This is a genomic window from Rhodococcus sp. PvR044 (assembly GCF_040548995.1).
Classification (GTDB): domain Bacteria; phylum Actinomycetota; class Actinomycetes; order Mycobacteriales; family Mycobacteriaceae; genus Rhodococcus_G; species Rhodococcus_G oryzae.
The window spans coordinates 125,926-143,160 of sequence record NZ_JBEPSX010000009.1; the positions used below are offsets into that span (position 1 = coordinate 125,926).

Sequence of the window (17,235 nt, forward strand, 5' to 3'; positions counted from 1 at the left end):
TTGCGACACGCGAGTGACCACCTGATCCTGTCGCGCACCGCTGCGCGCCTGACTTCGCACTACTACACAAGATGGTAGACGGCACGGCGAACAGATCCGAACCGCAGGTCGCACTTACGCCGGTTCCTGCACAGACCGCCCGGTCTCGACACAGCCCTTCGACCGATCGACCGGGATGCGCCCGAGCACTAGTGTTGTCGCGGAACTACCCTTGGCGTTACCGCGTCGCCGTACCCCCACTGTCAGGAGACTTCTGCTCGTGTCGATCACAGACGAGATCCGCGTCCTCACCCAGCCGGTGCACCCCACCGACTGGACGGAGCTAGACACCAAGGCCGTGGACACCGCCCGTGTCCTCGCCGCCGACGCCGTGCAGAAGGTGGGGAACGGCCACCCCGGCACCGCGATGAGCCTCGCGCCGCTCGCGTACACGCTCTTCCAGCGTGTGATGCGCCATGACCCGTCGGACGCCGAATGGGTCGGCCGCGACCGGTTCGTCCTGTCCTGTGGACACAGCAGCCTCACGCTGTACCTGCAGCTCTACTTGTCGGGCTACGGCCTCGAGCTCTCCGACATCGAGGCACTGCGCACCTGGGGTTCGCTGACCCCCGGCCACCCCGAGTACGGCCACACCGTCGGCGTCGAGATGACCACCGGCCCGCTCGGCCAGGGTCTGGCCTCGGCCGTCGGCATGGCGATGGCGGCGCGCCGCGAGCGCGGGCTGTTCGACCCGGACACCGCCGAGGGCGCCAGCCCGTTCGACCACAACATCTACGTCATCGCCTCCGACGGTGACCTGCAGGAGGGTGTCACCTCCGAGGCCTCCTCGCTCGCGGGTGTCCAGCAGCTCGGCAACCTGATCGTCTTCTACGACGACAACGAGATCTCCATCGAGCACGACACCGCCATCGCGTTCGGCGAGGACGTCGCCAAGCGCTACGAGGCGTACGGCTGGCACGTGCAGCGCGTGGAGGGCGGCGAGAACGTCTCCGCGATGCTCGACGCCGTCGCCGCAGCGCAGGCCGTGACCGACAAGCCGTCGATCATCGTGCTCCGCACCATCATCGGCTACCCCGCCCCGACCAAGATGAACACCGGCGACGTGCACGGCGCGGCGCTCGGTGCGGACGAGGTCGCGGGCGTCAAGGTGGCGCTCGGCTTCGATCCCGAGAAATCGTTCGACGTCGACCCAGCCGCGCTGGCGCACGCTCGTGAGGTCGCGGTCCGCGGCGCCGCCGCGCGTGCGGCCTGGGATTCCGAGTTCGCGACCTGGGCGGCCCGCGAGCCCGAGCGCAAGGCGCTCTTCGACCGCCTGCAGGCAGGCGAGTTCCCCGCCGGCTGGACCGACATCCTGCCGACCTGGGAGCCCGATGCCAAGGGCGCCGCCACCCGCAAGGCCTCCGCCAAGGTGCTCAACGCGCTCGGCCCGATCCTGCCCGAGCTGTGGGGCGGCTCCGCCGACCTCGCGGGCAGCAACAACACCACCATCGACGGCTCGGACTCCTTTGGCCCGGCGTCGATCTCGACGAAGGACTGGACCGCGCAGCCCTACGGCCGCACCCTGCACTTCGGCATCCGTGAGCACGCGATGGGCTCGATCCTCAACGGCATCGCACTGCACGGCCCGACCCGCCCGTACGGCGGCACCTTCATGGTGTTCAGCGACTACATGCGTCCGGCCGTCCGGCTGGCCGCGCTGATGAAGACGCCCGCGATCTACGTCTGGACGCACGATTCCATCGGGCTCGGCGAGGACGGCCCGACCCACCAGCCGATCGAGCACCTCGCCGCGCTACGCGCGATCCCGAACCTCGCGGTGATCCGTCCGGGTGACGCCAACGAGACTGCGCACGCATGGAAGACCGCCCTGGAGAACAAGACCGGGCCGACCGCGCTCGCCTTGACCCGCCAGGACATCCCGGTGCTCGAGGGCACCAAGGCCGGATCCGTCGACGGCGTTGCGCGCGGCGCCTACGTCCTCACGGAGGCCTCCACCGGCACGCCGGAGGTCATCCTGCTGGCCAGCGGCTCCGAGCTGTACCTGGCCGTCGAGGCCAGGGAGGCCCTCGAGGCGGAGGGCATCGCCACCCGGGTCGTCTCGGTCCCCTGCCTGGACTGGTTCCAGGAGCAGGACCAGGAGTACCGCGATTCGGTGCTGCCGCCCGCGGTCCGCGCCCGCGTCTCCGTCGAGGCCGGCATCGCGATGCCGTGGTACCGGATCATCGGCGACGCCGGTGAGGCCGTCTCGATCGAGCACTTCGGTGCGTCCGCCGACCACAAGACACTGTTCCGCGAGTTCGGTTTCACGGCCGAGGCCGTCACCGCCGCTGCCCGCCGCACCCTCGACCGAGTGAAGGGTTGATCTCGATGAGCGATTCAGTACAGAACGCCAATCTCGCCGCGCTGTCGCAGGCCGGCGTGTCGGTGTGGCTCGACGACCTGTCCCGTGGCCGCCTCGAGTCCGGCAACCTCGCGGCACGCGTCCGGGAGAAGAGCGTCGTCGGTGTCACCACCAACCCGACCATCTTCCAGGGCGCCATCACCAAGGGTCACGAGTACACGATCCAGCTCAAGGAGCTCGCAGGCCGGGGCGCGAACGTGGATGACACGGTCCGCGCGCTGACCACCGACGACGTCCGCGACGCCTGCGACGTGCTGGCCCCGCAGTTCGAGGCCAGCGCGGGCGTGGACGGCCGCGTCTCGATCGAGGTCGATCCCCGGCTGGCCCACGAGACGGACGCGACCGTCGCGCAGGCGATCGAGCTGTGGAAGATCGTCGACCGCCCGAACCTGCTCATCAAGATCCCGGCCACCCTGGCCGGGCTGCCCGCGATCACCCGGGTGATCGCGGAGGGCATCAGCGTGAACGTCACGCTGATCTTCTCGGTGGAGCGGCACAAGGCCGTCATGGACGCGTACCTGGCCGGCCTCGAGGCCGCGAAGGCCGCGGGCCACGACCTCTCCCAGATCCATTCGGTCGCCTCGTTCTTCGTCTCCCGCGTTGACTCGGAGATCGACGCCCGCCTCGGGGCCATCGGCACCGAGGAGGCGCTGGCCCTGCGCGGCAAGGCCGGGCTCGCGAACGCGCGCCTCGCCTACGCCGCATACCAGGAGGTGTTCGAGGGCGGCAGCACCTACGCGGCGCTGGCGGCCTCGGGCGCCCGCGTGCAGCGTCCGCTGTGGGCCTCGACCGGCGTGAAGAACCCCGACTACTCCGACACGCTCTACGTGACGGAGCTTGTCGCACCGAACACGGTGAACACGATGCCGGAGAAGACGATGGACGCGGTGGCCGATCACGGCGTCATCACCGGCGACACCATCACCGGTACCGCCGCCGCCTCGCAGCAGGTCTTCGACGCGATTGCCGCGGCCGGCGTCTCGCTTCCCGAGGTGTTCGAGAAGCTGGAAACCGAAGGAGTCGACAAGTTCGAGGTCTCCTGGAATGAGCTTCTCGAAGCCATTTCCGGGGAACTCGCGGCCGCGTCCGACAAGGGCTGACCCGGTGCCGGGCACGGGCTCCGCTCCGCGGTGGGACAACCCACTCCGGGACGAGAGGGACAAACGACTGCCGCGAATCGCGGGCCCGTGCGCACTGGTGATCTTCGGGGTCACCGGCGATCTCGCACGCAAGAAGCTGATGCCTGCCGTGTACGACCTGGCCAACCGGGGCCTGTTGCCGCCGGGCTTCGCCCTGGTCGGCTTCGCCCGAAGGGACTGGGCGGCCGAGGACTTCGGCAAGGTCGTCCACGACGCGGTCAAGCAGCACTCCCGCACCCCCTTCCGCGAGGAGGTGTGGGAGCGGCTCGCCGAGGGAATCCGGTTCGTGCAGGGCAGCTTCGACGACGATGCGGCGTTCGTCGAGCTGACCAAGACCCTGCGTGATCTCGACGAGGAGCGCGGCACCGGCGGCAACCACGCGTTCTACCTGGCCATTCCGCCCGCCGCGTTCCCCACCGTGTGCGAGCAGCTGTCCAAGTCCGGGCTGGCGCAGCCGGTGGAGGACCAGTGGCGACGGGTGGTCATCGAGAAGCCGTTCGGGCACGACCTGGAGAGCGCGAAGGAGCTCAACGCGGTCGTCAACACGGTCTTCCCCGAGGACTCGGTGTTCCGCATCGACCACTACCTCGGCAAGGAGACGGTGCAGAACATCCTGGCGCTGCGCTTCGCAAACCAGCTGTTCGACCCGATCTGGAACGCGCACTACGTCGACCACGTGCAGATCACCATGGCGGAGGACATCGGGCTCGGCGGCCGGGCCGGGTACTACGACGGCATCGGTGCCGCCCGCGACGTCATCCAGAACCACCTGCTGCAGCTGCTCGCGTTCACCGCGATGGAGGAGCCCGTCAGCTTCGAGCCCTCCGAGCTGCAGTCCGAGAAGATCAAGGTGCTCTCCGCCACCAGGCTCGCGGAGCCCCTCGACGAGACCACCGCGCGCGGTCAGTACGCGGGCGGGTGGCAGGGCGGCCAGCGAGTGGTCGGCCTGCTCGACGAGGAGGGCTTCTCGAAGGACTCCACCACGGAGACCTTCGCCGCGATCACCCTCGAGGTGGACACCCGCCGCTGGGCGGGCGTCCCTTTCTACCTCCGCACCGGAAAACGTCTGGGCCGCAGGGTCACCGAGATCGCGGTGGTGTTCAAACGGGCTCCGCACCTGCCGTTCGACAAGACCATGACCGAGGAACTCGGCCAGAACGCGCTGGTGATCCGGGTGCAGCCGGACGAGGGCGTGACGATGAGGTTCGGCTCCAAGGTGCCCGGGTCCTCCATGGAGGTCCGCGACGTCAACATGGACTTCAGCTACGGCCAGGCGTTCACCGAGTCCTCCCCCGAGGCCTACGAGCGCCTGATCCTCGACGTGTTGCTCGGCGAGCCGTCGCTGTTCCCCGTCAACGCCGAGGTCGAGCTGTCCTGGAAGATCCTCGACCCGGTGCTCGAGCACTGGGCCGAGTCCGGCAAGCCCGAACCGTACGAGGCCGGCACCTGGGGTCCGGAGTCGGCGCAGGAGATGCTCCGTCGCACCGGACGTGAATGGAGAAGGCCGTGACAATCGTGGAGGCGCTCCAGTGATCATCGACATCCCCTCGACGACCACCGAGAAGATCAACAAGAAGCTCGTCGAGGTCCGCGAGACCGGCGGTGCGGTGACCCTCGGTCGGGTGCTGACGCTCGTCGTCTGCACCCTGGACAGCGAGAACGCCGAGGACGTCATCGACGCGGCCAACGAGGCGAGTCGCGAGCATCCGTGTCGGGTGATCGTGGTCGCGCGCGGCGACCGGTCGGCCGAGACGCGGCTCGACGCGCAGATCCGGGTCGGCGGCGACGCGGGCGCGTCGGAGGTCGTGGTGCTGCGGCTCCACGGTGAGCTCGCCGACCACGAGAGCAGCGTCGTCGTGCCCTTCCTGCTCCCCGACACCCCGGTGGTGGCGTGGTGGCCCGACAAGAGCCCGCCGTTCCCCGCGCTGGATCCGGTGGGGCGGTTGGCGATCCGCCGCATCACGGATGCGACCGGGGCGCGGGACCCGCTGGCCACCATCAAGTCGCGGCTGCAGTCGTACACCGCCGGCGACACCGACCTCGCGTGGAGTCGCATCACCTACTGGCGGGCGCTGCTCACCTCCGCGCTCGATCAGCCGCCGTACGAGCGGATCGTCTCCGCGACGGTGTCCGGCCTCGCCGAGGAACCCGCCGTCGACATGATCGCCGGGTGGCTGGCCAGCCGCATCGACGGGCCGGTCCGACGGGTGGCGGGCGAGCTGAGGGTCGTCCTGGAGCGCGAGACCGGGTCGGTGACGCTCAGCAGGCCGCAGACCGGCAAGACCGCGACCCTGAGCCGACTCGGGGCACCGGATTCACTTGTCTCGCTTGCTCGTCGAGAGACCCGCGACTGCCTGGCCGAGGAGCTGCGCCGCCTCGACCCGGACGAGATCTACCACGCGGCGCTCTCCGGGCTGACGAAGGTGAACTATGAGTGACAACGTGAGCGTGCAGACCTACGCCGACTCCGATGAGCTGGTGACGGCCGCGGCCGCCCAGTTCGTCGACGTGATAGTCGCCGCGCAGGCCGAGCGCGGCGAGGCCGCGGTGGTGCTCACCGGCGGCGGGAACGGGATCGGGCTGCTGCGCAAGGTCCGGGAGAATCCGGGCGCCGTCGACTGGTCCAAGGTCGACTTCTACTGGGGCGATGAACGATTCCTGCCCCGGGGAGATCCGGACCGCAACGAGGTCCAGGCGCACGAGGCGCTGCTCGACCACATGCCGGTGACGCCTGCCCGCCTGCATCCGATGCCCTACGGCGACGGGCTGTACGCGGGCGACCCCGATGCCGCGGCCGTCGCCTACAGCCACCTGCTCAGCGCGCACGCCGGGTCGAACTCGATCCCCGAGTTCGACGTCCACCTGCTCGGCATGGGCGGCGAGGGCCACATCAACTCGCTGTTCCCGGACACCGATGCCGTCCGCGAGGACAAGCGGTTCGTCGTGGGGGTCACCGACTCCCCCAAGCCGCCAGCGCAGCGGGTCACCCTGACGCTTCCGGCCGTGCGGCGGGCCAAGCGCGTGTGGCTGCTGGTCGCGGGCGCGGACAAGGCCGAGGCCGTGAGCGCGGCGCTGACCGGCGCCCGCCCCGTGGACATCCCGTCGGCCGGTGCCATCGGCTCCGAGTCGACCATCTGGATGCTCGACAAGGCCGCAGCGGCAAACCTGCCCGCGAGCTGACGCTCAGCTCTCATCCGGTTCGTCCTCCACGACGGGAGGACGGACCGGATGCACTTCGGGGGCACCCCATACCTCGCGCGGCGCGGCCGCCGATCGGCAGCCGCTGCGGATCGCGGGGCGGTTACGTGACCGCTTGTCGATTCCCCCACGCCATGCTGCCTGCGCTCCTGAGCAGTCGGTCATCGCGGGACTCCCTCCTCGGCCTTTTGCGACCGTTGGGGAGTTTGACGCGAGAACGTGCGCAGCGGTTCCACCATTAGGTCGGCTACGGAGTTGGACTGCGTACGTCCGCATCTGCCACACCGGATTGGAGTCCTTCTCTGTGATCGGTCGGAAGCTGCGCGAGCTCCTGCTAGCCGCGGCCGCGGTGGTATCAGGGGTGGCAGTGGTCGCGCTTGTCCCCATTTCTGCCTCCGACCAGGGCACAGGAGACACCCGGCCGGTACCAGACCACGCGATGACTCGTACCGGCCAGACGACCGGCACGGTGCAGACGTGGAACGCCGAGGAGGGGTGGGGAGTCATAGGACTCCGCACAGACACCGGGTGGTTGCTGGGCCTTCTACAGCAGCATTGTCGGCGAGGGGTTCCGCACGTTGACTGTCGGGGCGACCGTCTCACTCGAGTGGGAACAGGTGATCGATCAGGATGGCTACCGGTATCGGGCCACGCGCCTCCAGCAACACGACAGCTGACACTGCGAGTGCTGCGGCCGAGTCTCGAGCACCACGCCCCGGGGCAGGTCATCTCATTGGCACTGCTGACCGTTGATGCGCTTCTGGGGTAGCCAGGTCGCCAAGGTGCGGCCGAGTGTGGCGACCAGGCGTTCGCCGAACACACACAACGTCTGCTCCCAGGGGTGCCCGAACGTACCCTCGGCGAACCCTTCTCGCGCGAAGATGTAGTAGTCACCATTCGGGTAGACGGGCACTCGCCACTCGGCGTCTGGTGTCGCTGCATGGGTGCCGGCGTCGAACGAGTAACCGGGATGCTGCCAATCGAGGACAACGAACGTCGGGTCATCGGCGAACTCGGTGACGAAAACATCGCAAGGCCTCGGCATTGACCGCGTCGAATCGGGCGGACCACGATGCCGGGGTACCACCGGCATTGGTGAGATCGAAGGTCACCGAAGGCGTCGGCTCGGCGACCGCCGGCCACGACTCGGGCGACACGCCCGGGCGGAAACCGACGACCCTGTCGGTGAAGGCGGTCCAATGCCTTTGCCGGTCGTCCTCGGTCAGTTCGGCCCATCCCGGCGGTAGTGGATTGCCGAAGTCGAGCGTGTATCTCATACGGGTCCGTCCGTGATCGACAGGGCGACGGCGAGAAACACCGTTCTAGCCTGCCCGAACCAGCGCAGGACGCTTCCAGAGGCACACGATCACAATCATGTTTGCCGCAACCATCACAAGGTAGGGGACGACAAACAGCGCTGTTCCGAGAAGCGACAGCGGTCCTGCCCAACTGTTCGGGTCGCGATGTTCGGGTGGAGTGGTCAGATCGGCGATTGCGCCGACGACAAGCGCACCGGCTATGAGCATCATCGCCGAGCTCCCGAGCGAAGACAGCCAGCGACCGAGGTGGAACTTCGATGGCAGTACCCCTGCCCCGAACAGCGAGACCACGACCAACGGAATGAACACCACCAGACCGAATATGCCGACGAGATTCCACATCGCCAGCACATCGCCGACCCACGTTCCGCGATTGTCCTCGACGAAGGCGCCCAGTAACGACACACCGAGAAGCATCAACGGCAGCAACGCAACCCAGATCACCTGGACGCTGTCGCGACGTTGCCAGCCGCCTCTTGCTTTCAGCAGGACGGTTCTGTTCGCCGGTTCAGCCATTGCGTCACACTATGTCGGTTCGATGCTCGACACTCTGAGCGCCGCTCGGCATTGCGTCGATGATCTCGCCAACCGGAACCACCCGGCCGGTGAGCTCCGCGATGAGGCCGAGCGCTGTCGCGTGTCTGTCCTTCGTATGGTCGGCGGTCGCCTCGACGGCGACGAAGCACTGCACGTCTCGCGCGAATGCATCAAAGGTCGTCGCGAGGATGCCCGCCGACGCGAAGACGCCCGCGACGACCAACTGGTCACGGCCGGTGCGGCGCAGCTCCTCGGCGAGATCGGTCGCGAAGAAGGCGCTGTAGCTGCGCTTGCGCACCCACGTCACTCCCGATGCGAGCGAGTCGATCGCCGTCTCGGCCGATTGGCACTCCGTCGGGCCCATCCCCCACAGTTCCCCGAGCAGGCCGCGCTGCCTCGGCTCGGTGGCCGCGCGAGGGGCGCTCCCGATCACGGGGACTCCCCGGTCTGCGGCCCAGTTCACCAACCTGGACGTCTCGGCGACCACTCTCGAACGAACCCCGCTCGCAAGCACATCCGCGTAGTACGGCTGGAGGTCGTGGACGAGCAGCGCCGACCGCTCGACGTCAGGCGTCCACCCCGGACCTGCGGGCATCGCGAGCAGATCGCGCGAATCGTAGTCCTCGACCGTCACGTCAAAGGTCGCCATCGGCGGATCGTCCCCTCCCTCGCCCGAACGTCGATCCGCTACCCGCTGTTGCGCAGCGCCGTGGCCAGGCCGTTCATCGTCAGCTGGATTCCGCGCCGCACCAGATCGCTGTCGTCGCCGGAACGATACCGACGCAGCAGCTCCACCTGCAGATGGTTCAGCGGCTCGAGGTACGGGAACCGGTTGTGCACCGACCTCCGCAGTCCCGGGTTGTCGGCGAGCAGGTCGTCGTTGCCGGTGATCGCCTTGTACATCGCTATCGTCCGCGCGTGCTCGGCGGTGATCTTGCCGAACACCCTCTCCCGCAACGCCACATCCGGCACCAGCTCCGCGTAGCGCGCCGCCAGGCCCATGTCCGACTTCGACATGACCATCGCCATGTTCGAGAGCACCGTACGGAAGAACGGCCACCGCCCGTACAACTCCGTGAGCCTCGCCAGGCGCGCCGGATCGCCGCCGACCCACTCCTCGAATGCCGTCCCCGTGCCGTACCAGCCCGGCAGCATCACGCGGGACTGGCTCCAGGACAACACCCACGGGATCGCCCGCAGGTCCGCGATCGACTTGGTGGCCTTCCGCGAGGCCGGCCGACTGCCGATGTTCAGCGCGCCGATCTCGGCGACCGGCGTCGAGGTGGTGAAGTACTCCACGAACCCGGGTGTGTCGTGCACCAGGTCGCTGTACGCGACCCGGGCCGCCGCGGCCAGCTCGTCGAGCACCGCGTACGCCGGTTCCGCGTCCGTGCCGAGCCCCTCCACATCCAGCAGCGTGGACTCGAGCGTCGCCGCGAGCAGGGTTTCCAGATTGCGGTGCGCCAGTCGGGGTTCGGCGTACTTCGCGGCGATCACCTCGCCCTGCTCGGTGATGCGGAGCGACCCCGCCACCGCGCCCGGCGGCTGCGCGAGGATCGCCTCGTAGCTCGGTCCCCCACCACGCCCGACGGTGCCGCCACGACCGTGGAAGAGCCGCAGCCGAATTCCCGCCGACCGCGTCGCGTCCACCAGGTCGAGCTCGGCCCGGTACAGCGCCCAGTTCGCCGCGAGGTACCCGCCGTCCTTGTTCGAGTCCGAGTACCCCAACATCACCTCCTGCCGACCGCCGCGGGCGGTCAGCAACGCGCGGTACACCGGCACATCCAGCACCGCGGTCAGCGTCGCCGCCCCGCCCTGCAAGTCCTCGATGGTCTCGAACAGCGGGACGATCCCGACCGGGCACGACGGCGCGGACCCGTTCGCCCCCGGATCGAGCAGGCCGACCTCCTTGAGCAGCACCGCCGCCTCCAGCATGTCGCTGACGGAGGTGCACATGCTGATGATGTAGTTCGGGATCGACCCCGCCCCGATGCTCTTGACGGCCTCCGCCCCCGCCGCCAGGATCGCCAGTTCGGAGGTGGTCAACTCGCCGAACCGGGCCCCGGGACCCACCAGCGGCCGCCGCATCCCGAGCTCGGCCGTCAACAACGCGACCCGCTCCTGCTCGGACAGCGACGGGTAGTCCGGATGCACACCCGCCCATGCGAACAGCTCCGCGATCACCTGCTCGTGCACCTCCGAGTTCTGCCGCATGTCCAGTCCGGACAGGTGGAATCCGAACGCCTGCACCGACTCACGCATCGTCGCGAGCCGGTCCTCGGCTACCAGTTCGTCGCCGTGCCCGCGCAGCGAGGCGTCCATCACGTCGAGCTCGGTGAGCAGTTCCGCCGCCGTGCCGAACGGCTCCAGGCCCGGCTGATGAAGGGCCGACCTCGACAGCGCGACCTCGGCCCCGCCGAGGATGCGGACCGCGGTCGCCGTGAGCCGCCCCCGGATCCCGCGCAGCGCACGCCGATACGACTCGTCCGACCGGAACGGCGAGTCGTCGCCCGACGCGTCCGCGAGGGCCCGCAGCGCCGCCGAGGAGTCGACGAGCCGATCCGACATGGACAGTTCCCGCTCGAGCAGCTCGAGCTCACCGAGATGGTGTTCGAGCGCGGTGGCCGCGGCCCGCCGGGTCGCCCGGCGCACCACGTCCGCCGTCACGAAGGGATTCCCGTCGCGGTCGCCGCCGATCCAGGATCCGAGGGTGAGCATCGGCTCGGCCAGTAGGTTCGCCTCCGGCCACCGTCGCCGGAGTTCCGCGCGCAGCTGGGCATTGATTTTCGGAACCACCTCGAACAGGGCCGCGTCGTAGTACCGCAGACCCACTTCGATCTCGTCCTGGATCCGCAACCGCGAGAGCCGGATCAGGGCCGTCTGCCACAGGGTGAGGATCTGCCGGTGCAGGTCGCGGTCGACTCCCGCCAGTTCGCCCGGGTCCAGCTCCGTGCGCTCGCGGAATCGCATCAGCTCGGTGATCCGGTGCTGGGTTTCGAAGACCGTCCGGCGGCGGGTCTCTGTCGGGTGCGCGGTGATCACCGGCACCACCGACGCGCCCTCGAGCTCATGGGACACGGTCGCCGGATCGAGTTGCGCCGCATCGAGTTTCCGGTATGTCGCGGCGAGGCTGCTGTCCTGCGGCGGCTCGCCCGCCCGGACGTGGACCGCCCGGCGCCGCTCGCGGTGCAGGTCTTCCGCGAGGTTCGCCAGGAGGGCGAAGTGGCTGAAGGCGCGGATGACCGGGATCGCGACGCCGACATCGACGCTCGAGAACAGGGCGGCCAGTTCGGCGCGATCGATCTCCGATCGGCGCACCCGGAACGACTCGACCCGGGCGCGCTCGACCAGCTCGAAGACCTCGTCGCCCGCCTGCTCGCGGATGATCTCGCCGAGAATCCCGCCGAGCAGCCGGATGTCCTCGCGCAGCGGTTCGGTGGCCTCCCGCGGAGGCTCGGCCGGGTGGTGGGGACGCGGACCCTCGTGCACGGGCAACGGGTTCATGGAACCAGTATCGGTGCTCAGCCCCGTCCCGGCAGGATCAGGACGCCCAGATGCGGTGGTGTCGTCAGCTGTACTTGATCTGGAGACCGATGCCGAGGATCGCGATCAGCCAGATGATGGCCGTGAACACGGTGAGCCGGTCGAGGTTCTTCTCGACGACCGTGGAACCGGACAGGCTGGACTGCACGCCGCCGCCGAACAGGCTGGACAGGCCGCCGCCCTTACCACGGTGCAGCAGCACCAGCAGGATCAGCAGCAGGCTGGTGATCACCAGCAGGATGTCCAGGAACAGTTCCATGTATTCTCCACGCCTTCGCTGACGGATACGGCCACAAGTCGCCCAAGCCTACCGTTCGGCCCGCCATGGACTCGTATCGGACCGGATTGTGAGCCGTCCAACACGAATTGTGACCGCTGAGCGGGAGGAACGGCCGTCATTCGAGACAGCGGAGCGCCCACGTGACTACCTTCGCCTCCCGACAGACCACAAATCCGACCGGAAGGTTCTTCATGTCTCGACACGGTTCCAGGATCGCGGGATCTCTGCTGGTGACGAGCGGAGTGCTGCTCGCCGGTTTCAGCGGCGCCGGGCTCGCGCAGGCCGACCCGATCCTTCCCCCGGCGCTCGCCGAACTGCTCAACTCCGGGTCCGCCGGCCTCGGTAGCGTCGGCGCCGGCCAGACCGCGCCGGACGCACCGCGGCTCGCCAGCATCGACAACTTCCGCGATGTCGCAGGCACCGGAGCCGGGTACGCGGGAGCGCACGGCAAGAACGTCAACAAGGGCGTGTTCTACCGCGCCAACGCGATCGTCCCGAACGACGCCGACATGGCGACGCTGACCGGACTGAAGCTCTCCACCGTCTACGACCTCCGCGCCGACGACGAGGTCGCCCAGAAGCAGGACGTGCTGCCCGCAGGCGTCACCTACAAGCGCATCCCGATCCTCTCCGGCAACATCAACGAGATGCTCGGGAAGATCAAGTCCCCCGAGGACGCCCGGAAGATGATGCAGGACATGAACCGCGCCTTCGTCACTGGTTCGGTCGAGCGGTCGAAGTTCAACGAACTCCTCACCGACATGGCGAACACCGACGGCGGCCAGGTCTTCCACTGCACCGCGGGCAAGGACCGCACCGGCTGGACCTCGGCCCTGCTGCTCAGCATCGCGGGCGTGTCGAGCCAGACGATCATGGACGACTACCTGCTGACCAACGAGTACGCCAAGGACTCGATCGCCAAGAACACCGAGGGCCTCAAGCGCGCATTCGGTGACGCATACGTCAACTTCATCCCACTGGTCACCGTCGAGTCGAGCTTCCTGCAGGCCGGCCTGGACCAGGTCAAGGCGGATTACGGCACCGTCGACAAGTACCTGACCGACGGCCTCGGCCTGGATCAGGCCACCATCGGCAAGCTGAAGGCCAAGCTGCTCCGCTGATGTGACCCTCGCGAAACGCCGGTGGGCGCGCGGCCCGAAGCCACGCGCCCACCGGCGTTCCGCGTTCCGCTACCGCGGGGTGAGCACGACCAGCGGGATCGGGCGGTCGGTGTGCCGCTGGTAGCCGCTGTAGCGGCCGCCGTTGTTCGCGTCGGCCGCCGCGAACAGCCGCGCGTAGTCCGCGTCCTCCGGCCCGATCAGGCGGGCGGTGACCGGCACGGTGGTGGTGCCGACCCGGACCGAGGCGTCCGGACGTGCCCGCAGGTTGAAGTACCAGCCGGGCGATCGCGGTGCGCCGCCGTTGGAGGCCACCACCACGTAGTCCCGACCGTCCTGCACATAGGTGAGGCTGTTGACCCGCGCCTGCCCGGTCTTCGCGCCGACGGTGTCCAGCAGCAGGCACGGCACCCCGAGGATCCGGTGGCCGATCCGGCCGTTCGTGCGCTCGTAGACCCACTGATGCGCCTTCAACACCTGGACCCCGATCTTCTTGACCGCGGGGATCTCCTCGAACTTCACCGGACGCTCCTCTAGTCGACGACAACTACATGTTACCTCTCGACACATAAAACGCCGATGGGCGCGCGATCCGAAGACCACGCGCCCACCGGCGTTCGTTCTGCGACCGTCAGATCACGGCAGCGGACCGCCCGCAGCGATCGCCGAGAGCGTCGCGAACTCGTCAGCCTTGAGCGAGGCGCCGCCGACGAGGGCACCGTCCACGTCCGACTGGCCGACGATCTCGCCGACGTTCTTCGCGTTCACCGAGCCGCCGTAGAGGACGCGAACGCCCGCCGCGACCTCCGCCGACGCCAGCGTCACGAGCTCGCCGCGAACCGCCTTGCAGACCTCCTGCGCATCCGCCGGAGTCGCCACCCGGCCGGTGCCGATGGCCCACACCGGCTCGTATGCGACGACGACCTTGGCGATCTCGTCCGCGGACAGGCCGGAGAGGGATCCACGCAGCTGCTCCAGGTTGTACTCCACCTGATTGCCTGCCTCGCGGATCTCCAGACCCTCACCGATGCACACGATGGGGGTCAGGCCGTTCTTCAGCGCCGCCTTGGTCTTGGCGAGCACCGTCTCGTTCGACTCCCCGTGCAGGGTGCGACGCTCCGAGTGGCCCACCACCGCGAAGGTGCAGCCCAGCTTGGCCAGCATGGCACCGCTGATCTCGCCGGTGTAGGCGCCGGAATCGTGAGCGGAGACATCCTGCGCACCGTAGGTGAGCAGGAGCTTGTCGCCCTCGACCAGCGTCTGCACGCTGCGGATGTCCGTGAACGGCGGGATCACCGTCACGTCGACCTTGTCGAAGTACTTCGCGGGCAGCGAGAACGCGATCTTCTGCACCAGGGCGATGGCCTCGAAGTGGTTGAGGTTCATCTTCCAGTTGCCCGCGATGAGCGGCTTACGTGCCATCGCTCAGCCCTCCAGCGCTTCGATGCCGGGAAGGGCCTTGCCCTCGAGGTACTCCAGGGAGGCGCCGCCGCCGGTCGAGATGTGCGAGAAGCCGTCCTCGGGCAGGCCGAGCAGCCGCACCGCGGCCGCGGAATCGCCGCCGCCGACGACGCTGAACGCGCCCTTGCCGGTGGCCCCGATGATCGCCTCGGCGACACCCTTGGTGCCGGCCGAGAACTTCTCGAACTCGAACACGCCCATCGGCCCGTTCCAGAACACCGTCTTGGCGCCGGACAGGATCGCCGCGAAGCGCTCCACCGACTCCGGTCCGATGTCCAGGCCCATCCAGCCGTCCGGGATCTCGAGCACCGACACCGTCTTCGACTCCGCGTCGGCGGAGAACGAGTCGGCGATCACCACGTCCTGCGGGATGTGGATGACGTCGGCGTACCGCTCGAGCAGCGACTTGCAGGTGTCGATCATCGACTCCTCGCACAGCGAGTTACCGACGGACACCCCCTGCGCGGCGAGGAAGGTGTAGAACATGCCGCCGCCGATGACCAGGGTGTCGGCCTTGGTGGCCAACGCCTCGATCACGGCCAGCTTGTCGGAGACCTTCGAGCCGCCGAGCACCACCGCGTAAGGCCGCTCGGAGTCCTCGGTCAGCTTCTGCAGCACCTCGACCTCGGTCGCGACCAGGGCGCCCGCGTAGTGCGGCAGCAGCTTCGCCACGTCGTAAACCGACGCCTGCTTGCGGTGCACCACACCGAATCCGTCGGAGACGAACGCGCCGTCGCCGTCGACCAGCTCCACGAGCGCCTTGGCGAGGGATTCCCGCTCGGCGTCGTCCTTGCTGGTTTCACGGGGATCGAAGCGGATGTTCTCCAGCAGGAGCACGTCGCCGTCGGTGAGTCCCTCGGAACGGGCCAGCGCATCCTGTCCGACGACATCGCCTGCCAGCTGCACGTTGCGTCCGAGCTCCTCGCCGAGCCGGGCCGCGACCGGTGCCAGCGACAGCGCCGCGTCGGGCTCGCCCTTGGGGCGGCCCAGGTGCGCCATCACGATGACCTTGGCGCCTGCCTCGGCCAGCGTGCGGATCGTCGGTGCGGACGCGATGATGCGGCCCGGGTCGGTGATCGTGCCGTTGTCCAGCGGGACGTTGAGGTCCGAGCGCACCAGCACGGTGCGGCCCGCGACCCCGGCGTCCAGCAGATCCTTCAGTGTCTGAACAGCCACGTGGATCTACAGGGACTTCGCGACGAGACCGATGAGGTCCGCCAGACGGTTGGAGTAGCCCCACTCGTTGTCGTACCAGGAGACGATCTTGACCTGGTCGTCGATCACCTTGGTCAGGCCCGAGTCGAAGATCGACGAGTGCGGGTCGGTGACGATGTCCGAGGACACGATCGGCGCGTCGGTGTACTTGAGGATGCCCTTGAGGGGGCCCTCGGCGGCGGCCTTCATCGCGGCGTTGATCTCGTCGGCGGTGGCCGACTTGCGCAGGTTCGCGGTGAGGTCGGTGACCGAGCCGGTGGGGATCGGCACCCGCAGCGCGTAGCCGTCGAGCTTGCCGAGCAGCTGCGGGAGGACCAGGCCGATGGCCTTGGCCGCACCGGTGCCGGTGGGAACGATGTTCAGGGCGGCCGCGCGGGCGCGACGCAGGTCGCTGTGCGGGGCGTCCTGCAGGTTCTGGTCCTGGGTGTACGCGTGGATCGTCGTCATCAGGCCCTTGACGATGCCGAACTCGTCATCGAGGACCTTGGCGATCGGGCCGAGGCAGTTGGTGGTGCACGAGGCGTTGGAGATGATGTTCTGGCTGCCGTCGTACTTGTCGTCGTTGACGCCCATCACGATGGTGATGTCCTCGCCCTTGGCGGGCGCGGAGATGATGACCTTCTTGGCGCCGGCCTCGAGGTGACCCTTGGCCTTGGCCGCATCGGTGAAGATGCCGGTGGACTCGACGACCACGTCGACGCCCAGGTCGCCCCAGGGCAGCTCGTCCAGCGGGCCGCGGTGCGCAAGCGCCTTGATCCGCTGGTCGCCGACGACGATGGTGTCGTCGCCGTCGAGGGAGACGTCGTACGGCAGACGGCCCAGGATCGAGTCGTACTTGAGCAGGTGGGCGAGGGTCGCGTTGTCGGTCAGGTCGTTGACCGCCACGATCTCGATGTCGGTGGTGCCGAGCGCCTTCTGCGCATCGACCGCCCTGAAGAAGTTACGTCCGATACGACCGAAGCCGTTCACGCCTACCCGGACAGTCACAATTCGCTCCTTTGACCATTCTCAGTGTTCATCGATC

The 17,235-nt window shown here is 68.4% G+C and carries 16 protein-coding genes; 6 read left to right on the forward strand and 10 right to left on the reverse strand.

Annotated elements, in window-relative coordinates:
• The first annotated feature begins 259 nt into the window (after positions 1–259).
• Genes tkt through pgl form a run of 5 tightly spaced genes read left to right on the forward strand, consistent with a single transcriptional unit; the run spans position 260 to position 6,720 of the window.
• Complete coding sequence (gene tkt / locus ABIC28_RS20290) at positions 260–2,362, forward strand: transketolase (protein WP_097209859.1); 2,103 nt, start codon at positions 260–262, stop codon at positions 2,360–2,362.
• Positions 2,363–2,367: 5 nt separating this feature from the next.
• A complete protein-coding gene (tal, locus tag ABIC28_RS20295) occupies positions 2,368–3,501 on the forward strand; it encodes a transaldolase (protein ID WP_354580526.1) in 1,134 nt (377 codons plus the stop codon).
• Complete coding sequence (gene zwf, locus ABIC28_RS20300; RefSeq protein ID WP_354580528.1) at positions 3,446–5,050, forward strand: glucose-6-phosphate dehydrogenase; 1,605 nt, start codon at positions 3,446–3,448, stop codon at positions 5,048–5,050. The genes tal and zwf overlap by 56 nt, the downstream gene beginning before the upstream one ends.
• A gap of 19 nt (positions 5,051–5,069) precedes the next feature.
• Positions 5,070–5,978 carry a glucose-6-phosphate dehydrogenase assembly protein OpcA gene (gene opcA / locus ABIC28_RS20305; RefSeq protein WP_097209861.1) on the forward strand — a complete coding sequence of 303 codons (909 nt, stop codon included), beginning with the start codon at positions 5,070–5,072 and terminating at the stop codon, positions 5,976–5,978.
• On the forward strand, positions 5,971–6,720 hold the full coding sequence (gene pgl, locus ABIC28_RS20310; protein ID WP_354580531.1) for a 6-phosphogluconolactonase: 750 nt from the start codon (positions 5,971–5,973) through the stop codon (positions 6,718–6,720). The genes opcA and pgl overlap by 8 nt, the downstream gene beginning before the upstream one ends.
• A gap of 748 nt (positions 6,721–7,468) precedes the next feature.
• On the opposite strand, the gene ABIC28_RS20315 is transcribed toward pgl, so the two are convergent.
• From ABIC28_RS20315 to secG, 6 genes are all read right to left on the reverse strand, one after another.
• Positions 7,469–7,831, reverse strand: a complete 363-nt coding sequence (locus ABIC28_RS20315; RefSeq protein ID WP_354580533.1) for a DUF2716 domain-containing protein — start codon at positions 7,829–7,831, stop codon at positions 7,469–7,471.
• Complete coding sequence (locus tag ABIC28_RS20320) at positions 7,740–8,015, reverse strand: DUF2716 domain-containing protein (protein ID WP_354580535.1); 276 nt, start codon at positions 8,013–8,015, stop codon at positions 7,740–7,742. The genes ABIC28_RS20315 and ABIC28_RS20320 overlap by 92 nt, the downstream gene beginning before the upstream one ends.
• A 45-nt stretch (positions 8,016–8,060) precedes the next feature.
• Positions 8,061–8,573 carry a hypothetical protein gene (locus tag ABIC28_RS20325; RefSeq protein ID WP_354580537.1) on the reverse strand — a complete coding sequence of 171 codons (513 nt, stop codon included), beginning with the start codon at positions 8,571–8,573 and terminating at the stop codon, positions 8,061–8,063.
• Between the two features lie 4 nt (positions 8,574–8,577).
• Positions 8,578–9,243 carry an isochorismatase family protein gene (locus ABIC28_RS20330; protein WP_354580539.1) on the reverse strand — a complete coding sequence of 222 codons (666 nt, stop codon included), beginning with the start codon at positions 9,241–9,243 and terminating at the stop codon, positions 8,578–8,580.
• Between the two features lie 38 nt (positions 9,244–9,281).
• Positions 9,282–12,098, reverse strand: coding sequence for a phosphoenolpyruvate carboxylase (gene ppc, locus ABIC28_RS20335; RefSeq protein WP_097209866.1), 2,817 nt, complete (start codon positions 12,096–12,098; stop codon positions 9,282–9,284).
• A 64-nt stretch (positions 12,099–12,162) separates the two neighbouring features.
• Positions 12,163–12,396: a preprotein translocase subunit SecG gene (gene secG / locus ABIC28_RS20340; protein WP_097209867.1), complete on the reverse strand. Its 234-nt coding sequence runs from the start codon at positions 12,394–12,396 to the stop codon at positions 12,163–12,165.
• Between the two features lie 212 nt (positions 12,397–12,608).
• Here secG and ABIC28_RS20345 point away from each other — a divergent pair, with 212 nt between their 5' ends.
• Positions 12,609–13,538, forward strand: coding sequence for a tyrosine-protein phosphatase (locus ABIC28_RS20345; RefSeq protein WP_502945052.1), 930 nt, complete (start codon positions 12,609–12,611; stop codon positions 13,536–13,538).
• Between the two features lie 69 nt (positions 13,539–13,607).
• On the opposite strand, the gene ABIC28_RS20350 is transcribed toward ABIC28_RS20345, so the two are convergent.
• From ABIC28_RS20350 to gap, 4 genes are all read right to left on the reverse strand, one after another.
• Entirely contained in the window at positions 13,608–14,057 is a 450-nt protein-coding gene (locus ABIC28_RS20350; protein ID WP_269590057.1) for a nitroreductase family deazaflavin-dependent oxidoreductase, read from the reverse strand.
• Between the two features lie 114 nt (positions 14,058–14,171).
• Entirely contained in the window at positions 14,172–14,957 is a 786-nt protein-coding gene (gene tpiA / locus ABIC28_RS20355) for a triose-phosphate isomerase (RefSeq protein WP_354580544.1), read from the reverse strand.
• A gap of 3 nt (positions 14,958–14,960) precedes the next feature.
• The gene (locus tag ABIC28_RS20360; protein ID WP_097209871.1) at positions 14,961–16,172 is read right to left on the reverse strand and encodes a phosphoglycerate kinase; all 1,212 of its coding nucleotides are present in this window, start codon (positions 16,170–16,172) and stop codon (positions 14,961–14,963) included.
• 6 nt (positions 16,173–16,178) lie between these two features.
• Positions 16,179–17,198, reverse strand: a complete 1,020-nt coding sequence (gene gap, locus ABIC28_RS20365) for a type I glyceraldehyde-3-phosphate dehydrogenase (protein ID WP_077041527.1) — start codon at positions 17,196–17,198, stop codon at positions 16,179–16,181.
• Positions 17,199–17,235 lie beyond the last annotated feature (37 nt).

Excerpts from the sequence above, each read along its gene's own strand:
- tpiA (WP_354580544.1), bottom strand. The coding sequence starts at position 14,957 with ATGGCACGTAAGCCGCTCATCGCGGGCAACTGGAAGATGAACCTCAAC.
- zwf (WP_354580528.1), top strand. The coding sequence starts at position 3,446 with ATGAGCTTCTCGAAGCCATTTCCGGGGAACTCGCGGCCGCGTCCGACA.
- ppc (WP_097209866.1), bottom strand. The coding sequence starts at position 12,098 with ATGAACCCGTTGCCCGTGCACGAGGGTCCGCGTCCCCACCACCCGGCC.
- ABIC28_RS20330 (WP_354580539.1), bottom strand. The coding sequence starts at position 9,243 with ATGGCGACCTTTGACGTGACGGTCGAGGACTACGATTCGCGCGATCTG.
- ABIC28_RS20325 (WP_354580537.1), bottom strand. The coding sequence starts at position 8,573 with ATGGCTGAACCGGCGAACAGAACCGTCCTGCTGAAAGCAAGAGGCGGC.
- ABIC28_RS20345 (WP_502945052.1), top strand. The coding sequence starts at position 12,609 with ATGTCTCGACACGGTTCCAGGATCGCGGGATCTCTGCTGGTGACGAGC.
- ABIC28_RS20315 (WP_354580533.1), bottom strand. The coding sequence starts at position 7,831 with ATGCCGGTGGTACCCCGGCATCGTGGTCCGCCCGATTCGACGCGGTCA.
- pgl (WP_354580531.1), top strand. The coding sequence starts at position 5,971 with ATGAGTGACAACGTGAGCGTGCAGACCTACGCCGACTCCGATGAGCTG.
- tal (WP_354580526.1), top strand. The coding sequence starts at position 2,368 with ATGAGCGATTCAGTACAGAACGCCAATCTCGCCGCGCTGTCGCAGGCC.
- secG (WP_097209867.1), bottom strand. The coding sequence starts at position 12,396 with ATGGAACTGTTCCTGGACATCCTGCTGGTGATCACCAGCCTGCTGCTG.
- ABIC28_RS20320 (WP_354580535.1), bottom strand. The coding sequence starts at position 8,015 with ATGAGATACACGCTCGACTTCGGCAATCCACTACCGCCGGGATGGGCC.